Source organism: Halovivax sp., assembly GCA_007119345.1.
In the GTDB taxonomy this organism is placed as follows: domain Archaea; phylum Halobacteriota; class Halobacteria; order Halobacteriales; family Natrialbaceae; genus Halovivax.
Genome location: SKPV01000140.1, coordinates 1 through 21,214, shown reverse-complemented (window position 1 = coordinate 21,214; position 21,214 = coordinate 1). Strand labels below are relative to the sequence as shown.

Here is a 21,214-nt window from a genome sequence, read left to right as displayed (position 1 = left end):
GGCGTCCGGAGCGTGACCGGCCGGCGGGGCGCCGGCGGCGTCCGCGTGCGCCACGGCGGCGCCGCCCGCAACGGCCGGCAACGACAGGACGAGGAGACAGACGAGTCCGAGCGTCGATAGGTGCCGCATCTGAACTCCCTCTCTGCGGTGAACGAGCAAATCCCTTGTGGGTCGCGGGGGCGCCCGGCCGCGGATCGTCGCTCCGGATCTCGATACTCGATACCCGATCCGACGCCCGACGCTCGGTCCCGATCCCGGGCGCCGACCCGTGGTCCGGCCCGCCCGCAGCCGCGAGGGGGCGCGTCAGAAACTCCTATGTGGGAGAACGTCGCTCGCTCACTCATGACGTCTACCGACGCGATCCTGGAGCGCCACCTGGAGGCCATGTTGAACCAGGATCTGGAAGCCACGATGGACGACTACGCCGAGGACGCCGCCCTCGTCACCAACTTCGCCACCTTCCGCGGTCGCGAGGAGATCGCGGGGATGTTCGAGAATTTCTACGCCGAGTTCTCGTCCCCGGACGCGACCATCGAGGTCGAACAGGAGACCGTCGAGGGCGACTTCGCGTACGTCGTTTGGCGCGGCGAGTCGCCGGAGAACGTCTACGAGTTCGCCACGGACACGTTCTACGTGCCCGACGACGCGATCGAATTCCAGACGTTCGCCGGCCACGTGACGCCGAAGGGGTAGCGCCGACCGCGCCCGCCGAACCGATCTGCAGCGTCGACACGCCGTCGTTCGGCGGGTAGCACACGGAAATCGACGTTCGACCTCGCCCGCGAGCGAGGGGGCGCCGTTCCGATCCGGTTGAAGCGTTCGTAAACCGTTCGAACGCCTCGAACTGCAGGGAAGCATATACCGGCCCAGCACCGAAGCCGGATCGATGTCAGATTCGAAAATCCCCGTGCGACGACGCGATTACCTCCGATGGAGCGCCGGCGCCGCGACCGCGAGCACCGTCGGCCTCGCCGGCTGCCTCGGCGGCGACGGCGGGACCGGCACGCTGTCGACGCAGGTCACCGACCAGCCCGGCGACATCGGCGACTTCGAGTCCTGCGTCGTGACGATCGAGGGAATCTGGGTGAAACCGCGCGGTGACGGCGACGACGATGATGCGGACGGCGAGGACGATTCCGACGGCGACGACGACGCCGACGGGATCGACGAACAGGACGGCGACGACGTCGATCAGAGTGACGCCAGGGAGTACCACGAGTTCGACGAACCCCAGGAGGCCGACCTCGTCCAGCTACAGGGCGAGGAGACGCAGCTGATCGACGAGGATCGGGAGCTGTCCGTCGGCGAGTACGAGTACCTCCAGCTCGACGTCAGCGGCGTCGAGGGCGTCCTCGAGGACGGCGAGCCGGCGACCGTCTCGACGTCCGGGGAGGCGCCGTTGCAGTTCAACGAGCGCTTCGAGATTCGCGAGGACGAGCGGACGACGTTCCTCGCCGACTTCACCCCGGTCCGCCGCGGCCGGACCGACGAGTACCTCCTCCAGCCCGTCGCCAGCGGAACGAAGGTGAGCTACGAGGGCGAGGAGTGAGGTAACCGCGACTCGGCTCCCGGACGAGGCGCGGCCGCGACGATCTTCTCGGTCGATCTCCGGACGAGGCGCGGCCGCAACGATTTTGCCGGCCGACCGAAATTCTCCCGACGATGCCGGTCCCAGCAGCGCACGAATTCGTTCTGTTCGTTCCCGTGATCAGATCTCTCTTCGCGTTCCTGATCGTCCTCCTGATCGTCCTCGTCCTCTTAAAACTCCTCTCGTAGGGTCGGCCGTCCGGGGTTACGAGGATCGACCGACTTCAGGCGGGGTTCGGATCGAGACCCCCGACGACGCGCTCGTCGGACCCCCGCGTACGGGACGAAACCGCGCGCCCGGTCCGGAACGCGTCCGTTCGACGCCGCGATCGCGACGCCGAGTGGCGCCCGCTCGCGCCGTCTCGTCGTCGATGCGGAAATACCGCTCCGTCTCAGTCCGACGCCTCGGCGGTCGCCAGCGGCTCGATCGCCAGCGCCACCGTCACGCCGTCGACGTCCCACTCCCGGCGGTGACCGTCCTCGACGCCGCCCAGCTCGTCGGCGCGGACCTCCTCGCGGATCAGGTCCTCGCGCTCGCGGACGAGGTCGGCGACGCGGTCGTCGTCGATCGAGACCTCCAGCGCGATGCGCTCCTCGACGTCGAGGTCGAGCTCCTTGCGCATCTCCTGGACGCGGCGGATCACCTCGCGGGCGTAGCCCTCGCTCTCGATGTCGGCGGTGAGGGAGGCGTCGACGTAGACGACGCCGCGCTCGTCGCCCTCGACGGCGACCGCGGAGCCGGCGACGCCCTCGGGCGTCTCGGTGACGAACGATACCATCTCGTCGTCGAGCGATTCCTCGTCCTCGAGAACGTCCTCGACGGCCGATTCGAGCGCTTGCAGGGTCGGCTCGTCGATCCGGGCCTCGTTGAGCGCGTTCATGACTCGCCCGGCGCGGTCGCCGAAGGCGGGTCCGAGGACGCTCATGTCCGCCTCGGCGCTGTAGGCGAGCTCGCCCCAGCGCTCGTCGGGGGCGACGAGTTGGATCTCGCGGGCGTTGAGCCGCTCGGCCAGGAGGTCGCCGTGCCGGCGAACCGCGTCGGCGAGGCGCTCGTCGTCGGCCGCCACGACCACGCGCGGGACGGGCCAGCGGAGCTTGCGACCCGCCTGCTGGCGGGCGTTGGCGCCGCTCTCTTCGATCGCACGCAGGAGGGTGACGTCCTCCTCGAGTTCTTCGTCTTCCCAGTACTCCTCGACCTCGGGCCAGTCTTCCATGTGGACCGTGTCGAAGCCGCTGTCGCCGGTAAGGGTGCCGTAGAGCTCCTCGGAGACGAAGGGCGCGTACGGGGCGAGCAGGACCGCGCTCTCCCGGAGGACGCGGTAGATCGTGGCGTAGGCGGCCGTCTTCGAGGGGCTGTCGGCTTCCTCCCACATCCGCTCGCGGACCGCCTGGACGTAAAAGCGGGAGACGTCCTCGACGACGAACTCGACCAAGGCGTCGAGCGCGCGGTCCTGGCGGAACTCCTCGAAGTGGGCGGTCATCTCGGCCTTCGTCGACTGGAGGCGGGCGAGCACCCACTCGTCGACGAGCTCGAGGTCCGTCTCTCGCGGCTCCGCCGATCGACCATTCGCGGAGCTACGCTCCGCGCTATCGTCGACGTCCTCGAGCGTGGTTTCGGACGGATCGTAGCCGTCCAGCCGCATGTACGGCAGCGGGAAGCGGAACACGTTCCACAGCGTGCGGAGGTGTCGCTCCATCGTCTCCATGCCCTCCCACGAGAAGCGCATGTCGTCGCCCTGCGGGTTGTTCGACAGCAGGAACATGCGCATGACGTCGCGGCCGTGCTCGTCGATGGCCTCGTGAGGGTCGACGAGGATGTCCTTGGATTTCGACATCGCCCGGCCGTCGGGCATCTGGGCGAAGCCGTGCATCAGGACCGTCTCGTAGGGGATCTCGCCGAGCGCGGTGGTGCCCATCCCGAGCTGGGACCAGAACCAGCCGCGGGTCTGGTCGTGGGCTTCGATGATGAGGTCCGCGGGCCAGAGCTCCTCGAAGTCGTCTTCCTCGGACGGGTAGCCGATCGTCCCGAGCGACGCCACCGAGGAGTCGAACCAGACGTCGAACACGTCCGGCACGCGGGTGTAGGTCGTCCCGTTCTCGGTGATCGTGAGCTCGTCGACCGTGTCCTTGTGGAGGTCGACCGCCGCGGGATCGACGTCCTGGTCGACGCGCGCTGCGAGCTCCTCGCGAGTGCCGATCACGATCATGTCGTCGTCGGCGTCGACGTCGTCCGCCCCCTCCGGGGTCCACACCGGTAGCGGGATGCCCCAGTAGCGCTGGCGGGAGACGTTCCAGTCGGGCGCCTCCTCGACGAAGTCCCGGAACCGGTTGTCGCGGGCCCAGCCGGGGTACCACTCGCTGTCCTCGATGTTGGCGAGCAGCTCGTCTTTGACGTCGGTGATGGTGATGAACCATTGGTCGGTGACGATCTGGAGGATGCCGGTGTCACAGCGCCAGCAGTGGCCGTAGCTGTGGGTCACCGTGCCCGACGCGAGCAGGTTGCCGGCCGCGTCGAGGTCGGCCGTGATCTCCTCGTCGGCCTCTTTGACGAACTGGCCCTCGTACGCGCCGCCCTCCGCCGTGTAGACGCCGTCGCTGCCGACGGGACAGAAGATGGGGAAGCCGAGCTCGCGCCCGCGCAGGAAGTCCTCCTCGCCGTGGCCGGGCGCGGAGTGGACGAGGCCTGTGCCGTCCCCGCCGACCTCGACGTAGTCGGCGGCGTAGACCTCGTGGGCGCCCTCGTGGTCGGGGGCGTCGGGCACCTCCTCGGCCAGCGGGTGCTCGTAGGCCCAGCCGATGAGTTCCTCGCCGCGCAGCTCCTCGACAATTTCGTAGTCGTCGTAGCGTCCTTCCTTCAGAACCTCCTCAACCTTTGGGGCGCCGAGGTAGAGCCGCTCCTCGTCACCGCCTTTCTCGGCCCTGACGCCCACGTACTCGCCCTCGGGATCGACGGCGACGAACGTGTTCGCGGGGACGGTCCACGGCGTGGTGGTCCAGGCGACGAGCGCGCCCTCCCGGTCTTCGAGGTCGAACGTGACGTAGATCGAGGGATCCTCGACGTCCTCGTACTCGACCTCGTTGTTGGCGATCGCCGTCTCGCAGCGGGGACACTGGCTGATCGAGCGGTGGCCCTTCTCGACCAGCCCGCGTTCGGCGGCCTTCGCGAAACCCCACCAGGCGGCCTCCATGTACTCCGGCGAGACCGTCTTGTACGGGTTCTCCCAGTCCATCCAGACGCCGAAGTCCCGGAAGTCGTCCTGGAGCCCCTCGAGTTGCTCCTCGGCGTAGGCCTTGCACTCGTCGATGAAGTTCTGCTCGCCGAACGCCTCGATGTCCTTCTTGTTCTCGAAGTCGAGTTGCTCCTCGACCCGGGTCTCGATCGGCAGGCCGTGCATGTCGTAACCCGGCCGGTCGGTGACGTCGTAGCCGCACATTCGCAGGTAGCGGATGTAGACGTCCTTCAGGGTCTTGTTCCAGGTCGTTCCCATGTGGGCCGCGCCGGAGGTGTACGGCGGCCCGTCGACGAAGAAGAAGGACTCCCCGTCCGCGCGGTGCGCTCTGGTCTGCTCGTAGGCGTCGACGTCGTCCCAGTACTCGAAGACGTCCTCCTCGAGCGCGTGGGGCTCGTATTCGTCGGCCACCTCGCCGAAGCGGGTCATACCTGGCGGAAGTGGCTCCGACAGTAAAGAGCAATCGGTGTGGCAGACGCGGCTGTCTGACGCCGGGTGAGGGATGCGGGCGGGACCCGCGAGGGCGTCGGGCGGCCGCCCGAGGATCGATCAGGTCGCAGCCGAGAGCGTCCGCGCGGCGAGCTTCCGGTAGCCCACGACGTACACGCCGGCGTACAGCAACAGCCCGCCAATCGCGGCGAACCAGGCCGCGAGTACGAGGTCGCCGCCGGCAACCTGCTGGAGGCTGGCATACTCGGCGAGGAGCCCGGCCGCCGTCAGCGCCGCGGCGAGCAGGACGTAGGATGCGAGCGCGAGCAGTTCCACGAGGAGATCGGAGCCGAACGACGTCATGGGGTTCTCCAGACGATCGAGCCCGATAACGGTGTCGGGGCCGGCGACGCGACCCCGAGCGCCGTCGCCGGCGGGGTCGCACTCACGCCACGAGGTCGAAGGCGACGGCGATCGAGTCGGCGCCCGCGACGCTCCAGAAGCGGAACCGATAGCGGCCGGGGTGCAGGTCGGGACAGACGCGGACGGCGTCCTCGTGGGCGTGCCCCTCGACGAGGCCCTCCTCGCTCAGCTCGAACGTCCACTCGAAGCCCCGGCCTGGCGGGTGGAGCAACCCCTCGTCCGTGTAGCCGATCCGGGCGTCCGGGTCCGCGCCGCGGACGTCCTCCCACCCGTCCTCGGTCAAGATCTCGAGGTTGTACTTGTGCCGATTTCCGGTCGACTGCCGGTCGTCCGAGACGTTGCGCAGCGCGATCCGCACCTCGTCGCCGCGCTCGAACGCGAGCGCGCGGTCGACGTCGTCCGCGTCGCCGTCGTACTGGGGATTCTCCACGCGCATCGCGAAGACGGAGTCGCCGTCGTCGTCGACGGTCTCGCCCCACGCGACCTCGTCGTCTCCCGTCGCGGGGAGCCGCTCGAACGCCTCGTCATCGCACTCGAGGGCCGCGGGCACGTTCTGGGGATCGTGGGGCGGTTCGACGTAGCCGGCCAGGTCGTCGGGGCGGATCGGCGCCTCGTCCGAGCGGACCTCGCCCGCGTCTCCCCACCCGTTCGTGATCGTGAACGCGGCCGCCGACGGGAGGTCCTCGCCCGTCACGCGGACGTACGCCGCGGGGTAGGTCTCGACCTGCGCGCACCCTTCCGCCTCGTCCTCGCGCACGTCGACGGCCGCGGCGGTTCCCGTGATCGCCTCGATCCGCTCGACGCCGTCGCCTTCGTCGTCGTCGGCCGCGAACGTGACCGTCTCGGTCCCGACGTCGTCGATCTCGAGCTCGCGGTAGCACGCGTTCGGCGCGGCCGTCTGGACGGAGACCACGACGGACGCCTCGAAGTCGGTCTCCTCGAACCACTCGACGAGGTCCTCGGGCGGCCGAGGCCCCCCATCGCCGTCGTCACCGTCGTCCGCGGTGGCGAACAGGGGCACGTCATCCAGGGATTCGATGACCCGGACGAATCCGACGCGATCGCCGACCTCGGCCCACGGGGGCCGGGAGGCGGTCGCTCCGGCCTGGAAGACGTCGACCTCGAGTCCGCCGTCGCCCGCGCCGCCGTCGGCTCCGCCGCCGGGATCCGATTCGCCGAGACACCCGGCGAGCGAGACGCCCGCACCGGCACCCAGCAGGCGGAGGGCCCGTCTCCGGTTCAGCGGTTGCATGACCGATCGTACGGCCCGTTCGCTTAACTGTTTTCCCGACGGTGAAATCCCGGTTGCAGCTTCGCTGATCGTCACGACCGCCGCTCGCGCGCCGCCGTCCGCGGCGGAGACCGATACGCCCTTGCGCGGGCACGCCCTTCGTCGTGCCGTGCCCGCCGACTCCTCCGATACGGCCGCCGATCCCACCGACGCGGCCGCCGATCCCACCGACGCGGCCGCCGATCCCACCGACGCGGCCGCCGACCGCGCCGCCGCAACCAGCGCCCCCTCCGACGCGGCCGCCGATCCCGCCTTCCCCGAGCGCCGCCACGTCCTCGACGACGGCTGCGAGCGCTGCCCGGCCCTCGTCGAGTGTCGCGAGCGCATCTCGTGGGGAACCGGCCCGCTCGACGCCTCGGTCTTCGTGGTCGGCGAGGCGCCCGGGGCAGGGACTCCCGAGGCCGACCGGTGGAAGGGCGGAAACTGGACCGGGATGGCCTACACGGCCCGCCACTCGGGGCGCCGGATTCGATCGATGCTCGCCGCCGTCGGCTACGACGAGGAGGCCTACTACACCAACGCGGTGAAGTGCTTTCCAGCCGATCCCGACGACCCGACGACGAACCGCGAGCCGACCGCCGCGGAACGGGCGAACTGTCGCGAGCACCTGGTGACCGAACTCGAGACCGTCGAGCCCGACGTCGTCCTCGCGACCGGGAAGCACGCGACGACGACCGTCCTCGCGGCCGACGGCCGTACGCTCGACGATCTGGAGGGGTCGGGCTTTCTGGACGTCGTCCTCTCCCCGACGCGCTGTGAGAGGCTGGACGTCCGGCTGCTACCGATCCTGCACCCCTCCTACCAGGACGTCTGGATCGGTCGTCTGGGATACGAGCCGGCGGAGTACCTGGCGGCGATTCGCGATCGGCTCGACGGGCACGCCGACTGATCGGACGCGGTCGCCGGCCGTCGTTGTTTCCGACCGGGCGAGCGGTCGCCGGCCGTCGTCGTTCCCGGCCGCAAGAACGACAAGCGGACCGACCGATCGGGCCGATTATGAATCCGATCGAATCGGCGGATCCGGACGCCGTTCTCTCCGGTCGCGGCGACTGGATCGATCCCGCGCTCGCCGAGCGGTTCTCGGAACACCCGCTGGACTCCGTCGAACGCGAGTTCCCCCACTACGTCCGATCGATCGACTCGCCGGACGACGTCGTCCGCCCGTCCGAGCAACACCCCGTCTTCTACGGCTGTTACGACTGGCACTCGGCGGTTCACAGCCACTGGTCGCTGTGTCGCCAGCTGCGTCTGTTCGCGGACCATCCGGCCGAACGGAGGATCGTCGAGAGCGTCCGGTCGCGCCTGACGCCCGAGAACGTCGAGCGCGAGGTCGCGCACGTCGAGGAGAATCCGTCCTTCGAGAAGCCCTACGGCTGGGGCTGGCTCCTGCGCCTCGCGGCGGAACTGCACCTGTGGGAGGACCCACGGGCGGACGAGTGGCGGGCGACGCTCCGACCGCTGGAAGATCGGATCGTCGCGCTCGTCGAAACCGAATTCCTGACCCAGGAACGTCCGCTGCGGGTGGGAACGCACGGCAATTCGGCGTTCGCCCTCGGCTGCGTCCTCGACTACGCGCGGGTGACGGGCGACGCCTCGCTCGAGTCCGCGGCCGTCGAGACCTCGCGCCGGTTCTACGCCGACGACCGGGACTATCCGCTCGCCTACGAGCCGATCGGCTGGGACTTCCTGTCGCCGGGGCTCGCCGAGGCGGATCTGCTGGGCCGCGTCCTCGACCGGGAGGCGTTCGCCGCCTGGCTCGACGGCTTCCTGCCCGACGTGACGGAACCGCCCCACGACGCGATCCCGGTGCCGGTCGGAGTGGATCCGGACGCGGACGACGGGATGGCCCTCCACCTGGTCGGCCTGAACCTCTCGAGGGCCTGGTGCATGGCGGGGATCGCGGACGTGCTCGGCGATCACCCGTACGCACCCGTCTTCGAGCGGTCCGCGAGGGACCACGCCGAGGCGGGCCTCGCGGTCGCGTTCACCGACGCGTACGCCGGCTCGCACTGGCTCACCTCGTTCGCGCTGTACCTGCTCACCAGGAACGACGGCGGAATCGCGCCGGATTGAGGACGAGGGTCGAACGGGGTCGAGGGCGAGAGTTGAACGGGGTCGAGGGCGAGAGTTGAACGGGGTCGAGGGCGAAAATCGAACGGGGTCGAGGGTGGAGCCGCGCCGGATTGAGGGAGAGTGGACCGCGAGGCCACAGTCGTCCCGTCGCGACCGTCGCCGTCGAACCGGGGATTCCGTGTCCATCTCCCCACCGGCGATCGGGGACGCCGTCGCCAACTTTCATACCGGGCGCCGTCCCAGGCGTACGTATGAGCACCATCTTCGGCCAGATCGTCGACGGGGAGATCCCCGCTCGCGTCGTCTACGAGGACGAGACCACGTTCGCCTTCCTGGACGCCAATCCCCTGGCGCCCGGCCACACCCTCGTCATCCCCAAGGACGAGTACGAGCGACTGAACGACGTCCCCGAGGACGTCGCGGCGGACCTCTACGCGACGATCCACCGGGTGATCCCGGCCGTCGAGGAGGCGGTCGACGCCGACGCGACGACCGTGGCGTTCAACAACGGCGAAGCGGCCGGCCAGGAGGTCCCGCACGTCCACTGCCACGTCGTGCCCCGCTTCGAGGGCGACGGCGGCGGCCCCATCCACGCGATCGCCGGCGAGACGCCCGATCTCGACGACGACGAACTCGACGAGATCGCCGACGAGATCGCCGATCGAACCTGATCTACGGGTCGCGAGCCCGATCTACGGCTCGCAGACCCGGTCTACGGTACGCGAGCCCGATCTGCGGATCGCGGGTCGGTTCGACGCGCTGCCGATCCCGTCCCGCGCCGTGAGCGTTTTATCGGTGCCGTGCGAGCGACCGGTATGACCCTCGCGGACGTCGCGGCCGCGGCCCGGGAGCGACCCCTCGCGGCCGCCCTCGAACTCGGCAGCCTGGCGGTCTGCGCCCTGCTACTCGTCGGCGTCTTCGCCGCGATCGCCTCCGGGCGGCCGGGCGCTTCCGGCGGCATCTGGCTCGCCGTCGTCGTGGTCGGCGCCGCCTTCGTCTGCTTCTGGACGGTTCTCTGGCCGTCGTACGAGCGGATTCGTGGTCGACACTGAGCGGGGGGGAGCGTCCGTCGGGTGTAGGTACCGCTCACCGGTGCCAGCGTGCGGATCGATCGGTCCGCCCCCGAACGCCGATGCGGATCCCGCCGGTCCGACTCCTCTCGACGCTTCGACCGACGACGAAGCCCGCCGATTCACCCACGTTCGGAATCGACCCAGCCGCACCTCGCGCCGTCGTCTAAACGATCAGCGTGACGAGCAGGTCGCCGTACACCAGGGCGATCAGCAGGCCGGCGAACAGGGGGACGAGAAACGGCGTCCCCGGGGAGATCCAGACGGTCTCCTTCTCGGCGAGCACCGCCAGTCCGTCCCGCAGGTCGGTCGCGCTCGTCCCGTAGGCCGACCCCTCGATGGAGTCGAGGAAGGCCGCCGCGCCCCAGGGGTCCTCGTCGTCGGTTTCGCCGGTCGCCGCCTCGATCGCGGCCGCGTCGCCGTCCCCGCCGGTCGGGTCCTCCGAGATCGTCTCGCCGCCGTCGGGGAGGACGCTCGCCGCCTCGACGGCGCCGTCGGTCGGCGGGTTCGGCTCGTCGGGCAGCGAGTCGGGATCGCGGTAGCGGGCGGGATCCGCCCGGAGCTCGGCGAGCGTGAGCCCCCGCCAGCGGAGGTACATCCGGAGCGCGTCGAGGTCGAGCCCGCCGAGGGTCATGCCGTCGGGGGTCTCGAGCAGCTTGCCGTGGGTGGTGGTCACCCGCTCGACGGCGACGGGCCAGCCCACCAGCATCACCGGCGCGATCCGACCGGCCGCGGCGTTGCGGACGGCGAGGACGGCGGGGATCGCGAGGCCGACGAGCACCCCGTTCGCGAGGATCGTCAGCGAGAACGGGACCGCCTCGCCGCCCGGCGCGACGGGGAGCGTCCAGCCGCCGACGGCGTACGTCGGGACGACGGGAAAGAGCAGGGCGAGCACCAGCAGCGCCTTCGCGTCGGCGCCGCCGAAGCCGCCGAACCACCAGAAGAGGTACGCGAGCGGGACGACGAAGCCGAGGCTGAGCGCCGCGGGGATGAGGAAGGCCTCCCAGGCGAAGACGTCGGCGCGGTAGGCGACTCTGGCGTCCCACGCGAGCAGCGCGGCGCCCAGCGCGCCCAGCGGGATCCAGACCGCGGTCGGCACCCGCCGGGTGCGGACGTCCAGGATCGCGACCCAGGCGAAGACCGGGATCGCGACCAGCCGCAGGAGGTCGGGGACCGACGCCGACGCGCTCGAGAGTGTCACGGACGCCTCTGTGCGCGGCACCCGCGTTAGTTTTTCGGGGCGCGCCGAGCGGAACCGATCCGCGCGACTCCCGCCGCCGCATCGACGTCAGCGCCGCTCAGCAGGCGCAGTCGCCCGAATCCGGAGATCGCTCCAGGCGCATCTCGGCGTGGCAGTCGGGACACGCTCGCCCGTCCGACTCGTCCAGTTCGCCGACGCCGACGGGCTCGCGGACGTCGCAGTCGTCGCACCAGTAGGCGCCGACGTAGCGCTCGCCGGCCGGCTCGTCGGGGCCGAGGTCGGCGACGGCCGTCCGGAGCGTCTCGTACAGACCCATGCTGGACGCGACGTGTCGTGGACTGATAACTGTCCGCACGGTCTGGCGCGAAGTGCGCACGTCCGGGTACCGTCTCGAGGACGCTGTCGTGGGGGCTGGAGCGGGTCGAGCGTCAGTACGACGCCCGCAGCACGTCCTCGAGCTCGTCGGCCGTTGGTTCGAGGCCCGCCGGCGCGTTCGCCATGAACGAGTCCGTCAGGACGTGCTCGGCCACCGTCGGGAACGCCTCGGGCGCCGGCCCGTCGACGTCACGGAGCCGCGACGGGAGCCCCAGCGCGTCACGGATCTCGGTCACGCGATCGACGATCGCCGCGGCCCGATCGTCCGCCGCCGCGACGCCCAGCCCCTCCGCGAGCAGCTCGCGACCGCCGCGGACCTCCCCGAAGACGTACTCGAGGACGTGCGGGACCACGACCGCGTGGGCCGCGCCCTGCTGGACCTCGTACGTGCGCGTCAACCCGTGGCCGAAGGCGTGGACGATCGACAGCGTCGTTCCGTCGGGCCGGGAGACGCCGTACTGCGCGCAGCAGATCCCCTTCACGACCGGTTCCAGCACGTCGGCGTCCGGGGGCTCGCGACCGAGCCGCGGCAACCCGTCGGCCAGCAGCCGGAGCGCCCTGACGGCGGTCCCGTCGGTGAACGGCGTCGCGTTCCGGGCGTAGGGGGTCTCGATCGCCTTGTCGAAGCCGTTCATCGCCGACGCGGCCAGGATCGACCGCGGCGTCGTCGCGAAGAGTGCCGGATCCGCGACCACCGCCCGCGGCATCAGGCGCGGATCCGAGATGCCGCCGGCGGCGCCGTCGGCCTCGTCCGGGACGCCGTCGGCCTCGTCCGGGACGTCTTCGGCCCCGTCCGGGACGTCTTCGACCTCGATCGGGCCGGCCTCCGGTGCGGCGGTGACGCCGGCCACCTGCGAGAGCTCCGCCCCGGCGAGCGTCGTCGGGACGGCGACGATCGGCAGGAGGTCGCCCTCGGGGATCGAGAACGTTCCTCGCTCGGCGAGTTCGCGGCCGACGGCTGCGGGTTCGCTCCGGGACACGCCATCTCCGGTTTCGACCGCCGACAGCGCGCTCGCCACCGTCGCGACGTCGAGGCTGCTGCCGCCGCCGAGCGCGACCAGGACGTCCGCGTCCCACTCCCTCGCCGCCCGGAGGGCCTCGTACGCGGTCGAGAGCCGCTTCTCGGGCGTCGTCCCGTCGAAGACGCCGGCCAGCCGATCGCCGAGACCGTCGGTGACCGGGTCGATCACCGCGGGCGTCGAGCCCACGGTTTCACCGCAGACGACGAGCCCCCGCTCGAAGCCGCCCTCGGCGAGCTCCGCGTCGAGGTCGCCCGCGGCGCCGGTTCCGAAGCGGATCGCGGGTGGCGAGTAAGCGAACCGGAAGCCGTCCGAGGCGGCGACCGCCTCGCCGCCGTCGGCGACCGTCTCGCCGCCGTCAACGATTGGCTCGCCGCCGTCAACGATTGGCTCGCCGCCGTCAACGATCGGATTGCCGCCGTCAACGATTGGCTCGCCGTCGCCGCCCGGAGGGCCCCGTCTCGCGCCCGATCCGTCACCGGTGTTCATCCGGAGTCCCTCCGCCCATCGCGTCGGGCAGCTCGAACGCGGGGAGTTGCGCTTCGATCGCCTCGCGCTCGTCTTCCAGCCGCTCGGGAAGCGCGAGGCTCGTTCCCAGCTCGTCGGGAGCCTCGTCGACGTCGAACCCCGGTTCCGTCGTCGCCACCTCGAAGAGCACGCCGCCGGGTTCCCGGGCGTAGATCGACCGGAAGTACGTGCGGTCGATGATCTCCGTAACGTCGCGCCCGTGCGCCCGGAACGCGTCCCGGAAGCGCTCCTGCTCGTCGACGTCGTCGGTCTCGAACGCGACGTGGTGGACGGTGCCGACGCCCATCCGGCCGCGATCCGCGTCCGTCTCGACCAGATCGACGATCGATCCCGGACCGCCCGCGGCCGAGCGGTAGCGACGGCGGTCCCCCGCGGTCCCCTCGCGTTCGTACCCCAGGACGTCCGCGAGCAGGCCCGCCGTGGGCTCGACCTCGGCGACGGCCAGGGTCGCGCCGTGAAATCCGCGGAGCTGGTGCTCCTCGGGGACGGGTCCGTCCGACCAGGTGGCGACGTCCGCCGCGTCCGCCTCGTCACTTCCGATCAACTCCAGCCCGATCCCGTCCGGGTCCTCGAACCGCAGGACGGTCTCATCGAAGCGGTTCGTTCGCTCGACGTCGACGCCGCGCTCCTCGAGGCGGTCGACCCAGTAGTCGACGGATTCGGGGCGGATCAGGTACGCCGTATCCCGGGTCTGCCCCGCGCCGAATCGCCCGTCTCGACCCCGCTCGCTCCACGGGAAGAAGGTGACGTTCGTGCCCGGCGTCCCCTCCCCGTCGCCGAAGTAGAAGTGGTAGGTCCCAGTGTCGTCGTGGTTGACGGTCCGCTTGACGAACCGGAGGCCGAGCGCGTCGACGTAGAAGGCGGCGTTGTCCCCCGGATCGCCGGCGATCGCGGTCACGTGGTGGAGTCCCGGCGTCGATGGCGTCATCGGTGCGTCTAGCGGCCGGACGCGGATAGGCGTTGCCGGGACGTCGACGGCACGTCCCGACGTCGGGGTTACCGTCCGGTAGGGGGTCCGAGGTGTCGGTCCGGCGCGTCGCCCCGCGATGGGGCCCGCGGCCGCACCGTGTGCGCGTCGGCACTCGCGCCCGCTCCGTGTGCGCGTCGGCATCCGCCGAACCGTTAACCCACCCGTCGGCGAATGGGTGTCATGGCCTGTCCGTATCTCGAGTACCGCGACGCGAACGGGGATCTGACGTTCGACGAGGCGCGGGCGTACTGCACCGCCGCGGACCGGTTCGTCCAGCCGCTCCGGGCCGACATCTGCAACGATCGGTACGAGCTGGAACACGCGACCCACTGCGAGATCTACCGCGCGCACGCCGACGGGGACGACGGCGCCGGAGACGCGCGGGCTGAAGACGCGCGGGCCGACGACGGTGGGGCGCCGATCGAGGGGGCGGATCGATCGTGAGCTACGCCGATTTCCTGGCGGACGAACCGCTGATCGTCACCGCGGCGCTCACCGGCGGCGTTCACGGCAAGGAGGCCAATCCCGAGCTGCCGGAGACGCCCGCGGAGATCGGCCGGGCGGCCGCCGCGGCCGAGGCGGCCGGCGCCGCCGTCGTCCACCTCCACGCTCGCCGCCCGAACGGGGAGCGGACGTTCGCGACCGAGCGGTTCCAGGCGATAGACGACGCCGTCCGCCGGCACGCCGACGACGTCGTGATCCAGCACTCGACCGGGGGGACGGCCGCCCCGACCGGGGAGCGCCACCTCCCACTCCGGACGGACCCGCCGCCGGCAATGGCCTCCCTGGATATGGGGCCGCTCAACCGCTACGATCGCCTGACGAGCGAGAACACCCGCGCGACGATCGACGCGCTCCACGGAGAGATGGTTGACCGCGGGATCAAACCCGAACTCGAGGTGTTCAACGACGGCCACCTGAACGAGGTGCACGCCCTCCTGGAGCGTCGCGAGCTGGCCGATCCCGTCTACGCGACGCTGATCTTCGGGGCCGGAACGCTCACCCGGCCCCGGCCACGAAACCTGCTGAACGGGATCGACAACCTCCCCGACGGCGCGCTGTTCAACACGCTCGGCTTCGGTCCCCACCAACTCCCGTTCGCGACGCTGGGAATCCTCTTCGGCGGCCACGTTCGCGTCGGTCTGGAGGACAACGTCTACTACCGCCGGGGCGAGCTCGCCGAGAGCAACGCCCAGCTCGTCGAGCGGGTCGTCCGCGTCGCCGAGGAGCTGGGGCGACCCGTGGCGACGCCGGACGAGGCTCGCCGTATTCTCAGCATCTGAGACTCGTCTGCGGTGAATTACCATTCCGAAGGACCGTTCGCCCGCCCCCTCCAAACATTTTTGGGACAATCCTTGAAGCGATCCGTGAGAACGGATACGTATCGTGCCATCGCCGCTATCACCCACGGTCGGCGACCTGTTCGCCGTCCTCTCCAGTCCGCACCGCCGGGCCGCCTGCTATCACCTCCTCGACGCCGAGTCGACGACGGTGGACGCGCTCGCGGACGAGATCAGGCGCCGAGAGTGCCGTGAGGGAGACGACCGCACCGATCCGCTCACCGACCCGTCGGTCACGCTGGTCCACAACCACCTTCCCCGCCTCGCAGACCACTGGCTCGTCGAGTACGACGACGAGACGGGCGCGGTGGCCCGAGGAGACGCGTTCGCCGACGTGCGGCCGATCGTCGAGTCGATCCGGACCGTCGAGGAGGACGAGGACGCGACCGTCGAGTCGGCGTTCGCGCTCGGGGCGCAGGCCGACTGAGCGCGGTCGGCGCTCGAACGAACCCGCGTCGCGACCGTCGGCCGTCGGTAGCGGACGGCGGACTCGATCGACCTGGCGCTCTCTCGCGCGCCGTGACCGTGCGACCCTCCGGTCGACAACCTCGACGGACAGATCCGACGCGGTGTCCCATTCACTCGGTTAATCAAAACCCGCACCTACGTGAAATTGGACTGAAATATAAAGGCCGGGCCCGTAGTTGGGTGAGAATGGTTACTCAGACCACCCGGATATTCGAGGCGCTGTCGAATCGGAAACGACGCCGGTTGTTGTTCGCGCTCCTGGCGAGCGATCCGCCGATCCACCTGGACTCGCCGCCCGACGCGGTCGTCGCCGGTGACGCGGCCCGACTCGAGTACCACCACGTCCACCTCCCCAAACTGGTCGATTACGGCTTCGTCGAGTGGGATTCGTGCGCGAACGCCGTCGAACGAGGGTCGCGATTCGACGAGATCAGACCGACGCTGGAAACGCTCGCCGAGAACGGGGAGCGACCGCCAATGCGCGAGTGACCCGGCGCCGCCGTCAGGTTCTCGTCGAGTCGCTCGCCGCCGATCGGCGCGTCTCTCGACGCTCGAGGGCGGTCTCCCACCGTTGTTACCCCGTCGGCCGCGGTCGACGTCGCCGGATCGACGACTCACCACAGCGTTATCCACCTCGAGCTCGTATCCGGACGAATGGGAGATACGAAAAAGGGCCGAGAGAAGCAGGCGGCCGCCGAACAGCGACGCCAGCGAAAGCGTGATCTCGCGGAAGCGCTCGATCGCGGCGACGAAGCCGAACCGGATGCCGGAACCGACGACGCCGAATCGGGGGCCGGTACCGACGCGGAACTCGGCGCGCTCGACGACGCGCTCGAAACCCTCGAGTATCCGACGACGACGGCCGACGTGATCGCGTCGTCCGGGGATCTGACGGTCGAAACGGGGGACGGCCGGGACCGCCTCGCCGACGTGCTCGCGCCGGTCGACGACGAGTCCTACGACTCCGCCGAGGCGCTCCGAGCGAGAATTCTGGAATCGATCCGTCGCGGCTGAGCGCTACGGCGGCCGTCGACCGGTCTCCGGCCGTCGACCGGCCTCCTCTCGATGGTTCGCGAGGGCGCCCGCCGGGGGACCGTCTTCCGCCCCCGTTCGAGTGCCGGCCCCATCGTCGTTTATCGCGATCGCCATTCTCCGCCGAATCCGGCGAGCGAACCGCTATCGGTACGTGCACGTCGATCGTCGGCCGATCCTCGTCGACGTCGAAATAGCGTGCCCAGTCGTGGTTGGGCCGTGACGGGCACGCCAGTTTCCCCTCCGGGACCCGTCCCTAAGTAGGTTGTGTGATAATCCGAGTGAATCGGACTCGGGCCGTTTGGGGCCGTCCGATTGTCATTTCGGTGACGGGCTCATACACGAACGCTTTTTCCGTCGACGGACTGTAATCAACACGTTCGGATCGCCGAACTCGTGGTTGGGCCATGACACAGGACAACGTAATCAACGAGACGGTCAGCCTGCTGCAGGATCTCGGGCTGCAGGAGTACGAGGCGCGGTGCTTTCTGGCACTCACACAACTGCCGAACGGCACGGCCAAGGAGATCCACGAACTCTCCGAGGTGCCGCGAACGCGGGTGTACGACGCCATCCGCGTGCTCGAATCCCAGGGGCTGGTCGAGATCCAGCACTCCAGTCCGCAGCGCTATCGCGCGGTGAGCATCGACGAGGCGACGCGAACGCTTCACCAAAAGTACGCCGACCGAATCGAGACGCTCAACGGGTACCTCGAGACGGTCGAGCTCAGCGAATCGACCGGCGACGACGACCGGCTACAGGAGGTGTGGTCGCTGGCCGGCCGCGAGGCGATCGACTCGCGCACCCTCGAGATGCTCGAGGGTGCGGACTCCGAGATCGTGCTCATCATCGTCGACGACTCGCTCTTGCAGGAGAGCGTCTTCGAACGCCTGCAGGACGCCGTCGACCGCGATCTCGCGATCGTCCTCGGCGGGCAGACGACGGCGATCACGACCGAACTCGGGGCCGAGCTGCCCAACGTTCGCACGTTCGAGACCGGCCTGGAGTGGCTCACCGCGTCGGGGGACGACCACGAAGTCGCGATCAGCCGGATCGTCCTCGTCGATCGGGAGGCGCTGTTGATCGGATCGTACTACCCCGACGACGACGAGAACGAGCAGGCGATCCACGCCGCCGGCCTCGACAACGGAGCCGTCGTCCTCCTCCGACGGCTGATCTCGACGGGGTTGGCCGACATTCCCGACCCCCAACCGTAACCGATGCGGCGTTCGCTCACCGTGCGACGAGCGCAAGTCGATGGTGCCCGTGGTCACCGCGGCCTACGACGCGCTGGAGCTTTTAGTCCGCCGTGATCGAGGCGGTGGAACGATTCCGGTTCGAGCGGGTCCAGTCGCCGCCGAGTTCCCGATAGCGCGCCCCAGTCTCCCTACTTCGCTCGAAACGCCGGCGACTCCGGTCGGACGCAGCCGCCGGTCGCGCCGTCGTCCGGAACGGTTCGCACGCGCGGTCGACCGTCGCGGTCCGCCCCGCTCCCGACGCCGGGGCTAAAAACCTGGTAGAGTCGAACGCGGTGAAATCCTGGCACTGCCGACACGTGGTAAAACCTGATACTGCCGACACGTGGTAAAACCTGATACTGCCGACACCTGGTGAAATCCTGGCACCGTCGGTACGCGACGGCAAAAGAACACGCGGCTCGGAATCGAGCCGCCGTTCAGATGACGCGGTTCTGCAGGTAGTCGAGGTGCTTCGCGTTGTAGACGATCTTCACCTCGTCGGTGATCGCGTGGCCGATGCAGGTCAGCCGGACGTTCTTCTCGTCGACCTCCTCGTCCGAGAGGATCTGTTGCATGTCCATCTCGATCTCGCCGTCGACGACGATCGCCGCGCAGTTCGCGCAGGCGCCGGCGCGACACGAGAAGGGCCAGTCGTAGCCCTGGGCCTCGGCGGCCTCGAGGATGTACTCGCCCTCGTTGACCTCGAGCGTGCCGTAATCCTCGTCGTCGAGGCCCTCCTCGGCGGCCTTCTCGAAGGCCTCGTCGTCGTAAATATCCCAGCCCTTGTCGTCCATCACTTCGTAATTGAGGTATTCTACCGTGGGCATCAGGCGAGATTTCGCGACCCGGACTGTAATAGCTTGCTGTTGCGTTGTACATCGTCGTTCACGTTAAATGTCCGTCCGGTCGAACTATCCCGCACGCGTTCGGGAACTTCGCGTCCGTCGGTCTTCCGGGGTCGGTCCCGTCGCTCCTCCGGGTCTGGCCCTCCGATTTCGGGGCCCCGTCGCTCCCCCGGGATCGCCCCTCCGATTTCGGGGCCCCGTCGCTCTCCCGGGCTCTACCCCTCGCTTTCGGGAGTTCGGCCGATCCGCTCCTGATCGTGGCCGCTCTCTACCGCCTCGAGCGGCGTCGGCCGCCGTGCCCTTCGAGCGACGACGGAAGTAGTATCATTTATCCCGAAGGCTTCCGTTTGATCCTCCGTGACCGAGACGCTGCTACTGATCGGTATCCTCGTCGCCGTCTTCGTCGGCTACAACATCGGCGGCGCGACGACCGGCGTCTCCTTCGGCCCGGCCGTCGGTGCCAACGTGATGACGATGGTGGGCGCGGGGGCGCTCATGTCCTTTTTCTTCTTTCTCGGCGGCTGGATCATCGGACCGGCGGTCGTCGAAACGCTCGGCGAGGGGCTGGTCCCGCGCGAGTTCCTCACGCTCGAAGCCGGCATCGGCATCCTCTTTTTCATCGGACTCGCGCTGTTCCTCGGCAACCTCTTCGGCGTCCCGGCGTCGACCTCGATGACCGCCGTCGGCGCGATCGCCGGCCTGGGAATGGCGACGGACTCGCTCGACTGGGCGACGATGGGCGAGATCGTCTCCTGGTGGATCGTCGCGCCGATCGTCGCCTTCTGGGTCAGCGGCGTCATCGGCCGGTACTTCTACTCGCGGATCAACGCCTGGGTGGCGATCTCCCGGCGGGAGACGCAGCTGTGGTCCGTCGACCGGACCGGAACGGTCCCCCGGATCCGCGCGGCGGAGGGGACCGGCAAACGGGAGGTCACGGGCTCGCTGATCGTCGTCGCCATCGGCTGTTACATGGCCTTTAGCTCCGGCGCCTCGAACGTCGCGAACGCCGTCGCGCCCCTGGTCGGCAGTGAGGCGCTCGACTACCCGACGACCGTCGGCGTCGCCGGCTTGACGACCACCATCGGAAACATGGAGTGGGGGGTGATCATCGCCGGCGTCGCCGTCACGATCGGCGCCTTCACCATCGCCCGCCGGACGCTCGCGACGATGGGCAACGACATCACGAACCTGCCGTTGACGGCCGCGGTCGTCGTCATGACCGTCTCGGCGACGATCGTGACGCTGCTGTCGGCGATCGGCATCCCCGTCCAGCTCGTGGTGGTCTCGACGATGAGCATCATCGGCCTCGGCTGGGGGCGGGCGACGCGGACGACGACGGTCTCCGACGTGGTGCGCGGTGAAAAGGAGACCCGGGTCTCGGTGGGCGCGCTCACCGCCGAGGAGGAGGGCGAGGAGGCCCCGCCGATCGGCGAGGAAGAGCCCGCGGACATCCCGAAGGCCTCCGATCTCTTCGACCCGTCGACCACCGCGCGCGTGATCGCCATCCAGAACTTCGTGCCGGTGCTCGCGACGATCGGCGCCTACCTCACGTTCCGGTTCGTGCCGGTGTTCGGGTTCTAGGGCGCCGCGTCGTCGCGCCCGCCGGGCGGGCGGCGATCCCGGGATCGGTCCGCCGGAAATTCCAAAACGATTTCAGACGAGCGGGAGTGGTTACCGGTAGCATGTTCACGCTCGCGAACCAGCCCCAGCACATCGAACGCCCATGAATCCGGTTCGCGTCGACGCGGTCGTCGACCTCACCTACGGGGCGCTGATCGCCATCTCGGTCGTCCTGATCGCGACGCTCGACACCTCGGTCGGGCTCGCGTTCGGGGTCGGCGTCTTCGCCTCGTACATCGTTCACGTCGTCTGGAAGATGGCCCGCTTCGACCCCGACTGGATGACGACGGCCGTCAAGGAGTCGGTCGACGAAACGGTCGGGGAGACCGTCGAAAAGACGGTGGGCGAGACGGTAGAGAAGACGGTGGGCGAGACGGTAGAGAAGACGGTCGGCGAGACCGTCGAGGAGAAAGTGGGCGAGACGGTCGAGGAAACCGTCGGAGAGACCGTCGAGAAAACGGTCGGCGAACAACTC

Annotated in this window: 22 protein-coding genes; 14 read left to right on the top strand and 8 right to left on the bottom strand. The window is 69.4% G+C overall.

What is annotated here, in order from left to right; genetic code table 11:
* Positions 1-342 precede the first annotated feature (342 nt).
* Positions 343-693, top strand: a complete 351-nt coding sequence (locus tag QZT59_RS09735; RefSeq protein WP_290814927.1) for a nuclear transport factor 2 family protein — start codon at positions 343-345, stop codon at positions 691-693.
* Between the two features lie 193 nt (positions 694-886).
* Entirely contained in the window at positions 887-1,549 is a 663-nt protein-coding gene (locus QZT59_RS09730) for a DUF4382 domain-containing protein (protein ID WP_290814924.1), read from the top strand.
* A 430-nt stretch (positions 1,550-1,979) separates the two neighbouring features.
* On the opposite strand, the gene ileS is transcribed toward QZT59_RS09730, so the two are convergent.
* The 3 genes from ileS to QZT59_RS09715 form a co-directional block, all read right to left on the bottom strand.
* A complete protein-coding gene (ileS, locus tag QZT59_RS09725; protein WP_290814921.1) occupies positions 1,980-5,246 on the bottom strand; it encodes an isoleucine--tRNA ligase in 3,267 nt (1,088 codons plus the stop codon).
* A gap of 120 nt (positions 5,247-5,366) precedes the next feature.
* Positions 5,367-5,609: a hypothetical protein gene (locus QZT59_RS09720; protein WP_290814918.1), complete on the bottom strand. Its 243-nt coding sequence runs from the start codon at positions 5,607-5,609 to the stop codon at positions 5,367-5,369.
* 82 nt (positions 5,610-5,691) lie between these two features.
* Complete coding sequence (locus QZT59_RS09715) at positions 5,692-6,921, bottom strand: hypothetical protein (RefSeq protein WP_290814915.1); 1,230 nt, start codon at positions 6,919-6,921, stop codon at positions 5,692-5,694.
* Between the two features lie 148 nt (positions 6,922-7,069).
* Between QZT59_RS09715 and QZT59_RS09710 the strand changes: the two genes are divergently transcribed.
* The 4 genes from QZT59_RS09710 to QZT59_RS09695 all read left to right on the top strand — a co-directional run bounded on the left by QZT59_RS09710 (position 7,070) and on the right by QZT59_RS09695 (position 10,085).
* Positions 7,070-7,849, top strand: a complete 780-nt coding sequence (locus tag QZT59_RS09710) for a uracil-DNA glycosylase family protein (RefSeq protein WP_290814912.1) — start codon at positions 7,070-7,072, stop codon at positions 7,847-7,849.
* Between the two features lie 107 nt (positions 7,850-7,956).
* Positions 7,957-9,033 carry a DUF2891 domain-containing protein gene (locus QZT59_RS09705; RefSeq protein WP_290814909.1) on the top strand — a complete coding sequence of 359 codons (1,077 nt, stop codon included), beginning with the start codon at positions 7,957-7,959 and terminating at the stop codon, positions 9,031-9,033.
* Positions 9,034-9,284: 251 nt separating this feature from the next.
* Positions 9,285-9,704 carry an HIT family protein gene (locus QZT59_RS09700; RefSeq protein ID WP_290814906.1) on the top strand — a complete coding sequence of 140 codons (420 nt, stop codon included), beginning with the start codon at positions 9,285-9,287 and terminating at the stop codon, positions 9,702-9,704.
* Between the two features lie 144 nt (positions 9,705-9,848).
* On the top strand, positions 9,849-10,085 hold the full coding sequence (locus QZT59_RS09695; RefSeq protein ID WP_290814903.1) for a hypothetical protein: 237 nt from the start codon (positions 9,849-9,851) through the stop codon (positions 10,083-10,085).
* A gap of 184 nt (positions 10,086-10,269) precedes the next feature.
* Here the strand turns inward: QZT59_RS09695 and QZT59_RS09690 are convergent, their stop codons facing one another.
* The 4 genes from QZT59_RS09690 to QZT59_RS09675 form a co-directional block, all read right to left on the bottom strand.
* Positions 10,270-11,304: an A24 family peptidase C-terminal domain-containing protein gene (locus QZT59_RS09690; RefSeq protein ID WP_290814900.1), complete on the bottom strand. Its 1,035-nt coding sequence runs from the start codon at positions 11,302-11,304 to the stop codon at positions 10,270-10,272.
* Between the two features lie 97 nt (positions 11,305-11,401).
* Positions 11,402-11,620, bottom strand: coding sequence for a hypothetical protein (locus tag QZT59_RS09685; RefSeq protein ID WP_290814897.1), 219 nt, complete (start codon positions 11,618-11,620; stop codon positions 11,402-11,404).
* 112 nt (positions 11,621-11,732) lie between these two features.
* Positions 11,733-13,187 (bottom strand): iron-containing alcohol dehydrogenase family protein, encoded by a 1,455-nt coding sequence (locus tag QZT59_RS09680; protein ID WP_290814894.1) that lies wholly within the window; start codon positions 13,185-13,187, stop codon positions 11,733-11,735.
* The gene (locus QZT59_RS09675) at positions 13,174-14,154 is read right to left on the bottom strand and encodes a ring-cleaving dioxygenase (RefSeq protein WP_290814891.1); all 981 of its coding nucleotides are present in this window, start codon (positions 14,152-14,154) and stop codon (positions 13,174-13,176) included. The genes QZT59_RS09680 and QZT59_RS09675 overlap by 14 nt, the downstream gene beginning before the upstream one ends.
* A gap of 222 nt (positions 14,155-14,376) precedes the next feature.
* On the opposite strand from QZT59_RS09675, the gene QZT59_RS09670 reads away from it, so the two are divergent.
* The 6 genes from QZT59_RS09670 (at position 14,377) to QZT59_RS09645 (ending at position 18,253) form a co-directional block, all read left to right on the top strand.
* The gene (locus QZT59_RS09670; RefSeq protein WP_290814888.1) at positions 14,377-14,640 is read left to right on the top strand and encodes a hypothetical protein; all 264 of its coding nucleotides are present in this window, start codon (positions 14,377-14,379) and stop codon (positions 14,638-14,640) included.
* Complete coding sequence (locus QZT59_RS09665; protein ID WP_290814885.1) at positions 14,637-15,479, top strand: 3-keto-5-aminohexanoate cleavage protein; 843 nt, start codon at positions 14,637-14,639, stop codon at positions 15,477-15,479. Before QZT59_RS09670 ends, QZT59_RS09665 begins: the two co-directional genes overlap by 4 nt.
* A 103-nt stretch (positions 15,480-15,582) precedes the next feature.
* Complete coding sequence (locus tag QZT59_RS09660; RefSeq protein WP_290814883.1) at positions 15,583-15,963, top strand: hypothetical protein; 381 nt, start codon at positions 15,583-15,585, stop codon at positions 15,961-15,963.
* A 227-nt stretch (positions 15,964-16,190) separates the two neighbouring features.
* A complete protein-coding gene (locus QZT59_RS09655) occupies positions 16,191-16,493 on the top strand; it encodes a hypothetical protein (protein WP_290814880.1) in 303 nt (100 codons plus the stop codon).
* Positions 16,494-16,658: 165 nt separating this feature from the next.
* On the top strand, positions 16,659-17,018 hold the full coding sequence (locus tag QZT59_RS09650) for a DUF5789 family protein (protein ID WP_290814877.1): 360 nt from the start codon (positions 16,659-16,661) through the stop codon (positions 17,016-17,018).
* Between the two features lie 425 nt (positions 17,019-17,443).
* Positions 17,444-18,253, top strand: coding sequence for a helix-turn-helix domain-containing protein (locus QZT59_RS09645; protein ID WP_290814874.1), 810 nt, complete (start codon positions 17,444-17,446; stop codon positions 18,251-18,253).
* A 458-nt stretch (positions 18,254-18,711) separates the two neighbouring features.
* On the opposite strand, the gene fer is transcribed toward QZT59_RS09645, so the two are convergent.
* Entirely contained in the window at positions 18,712-19,101 is a 390-nt protein-coding gene (gene fer, locus QZT59_RS09640) for a ferredoxin Fer (protein WP_290814871.1), read from the bottom strand.
* Positions 19,102-19,476: 375 nt separating this feature from the next.
* Between fer and QZT59_RS09635 the strand changes: the two genes are divergently transcribed.
* Together QZT59_RS09635 and QZT59_RS09630 are read left to right on the top strand one after the other, a co-directional pair.
* Positions 19,477-20,700, top strand: a complete 1,224-nt coding sequence (locus QZT59_RS09635) for an inorganic phosphate transporter (RefSeq protein ID WP_290814868.1) — start codon at positions 19,477-19,479, stop codon at positions 20,698-20,700.
* A gap of 142 nt (positions 20,701-20,842) precedes the next feature.
* Positions 20,843-21,214 (top strand): hypothetical protein (locus QZT59_RS09630; protein ID WP_290814865.1); only part of this gene is annotated, 372 nt, incomplete at its 3' end.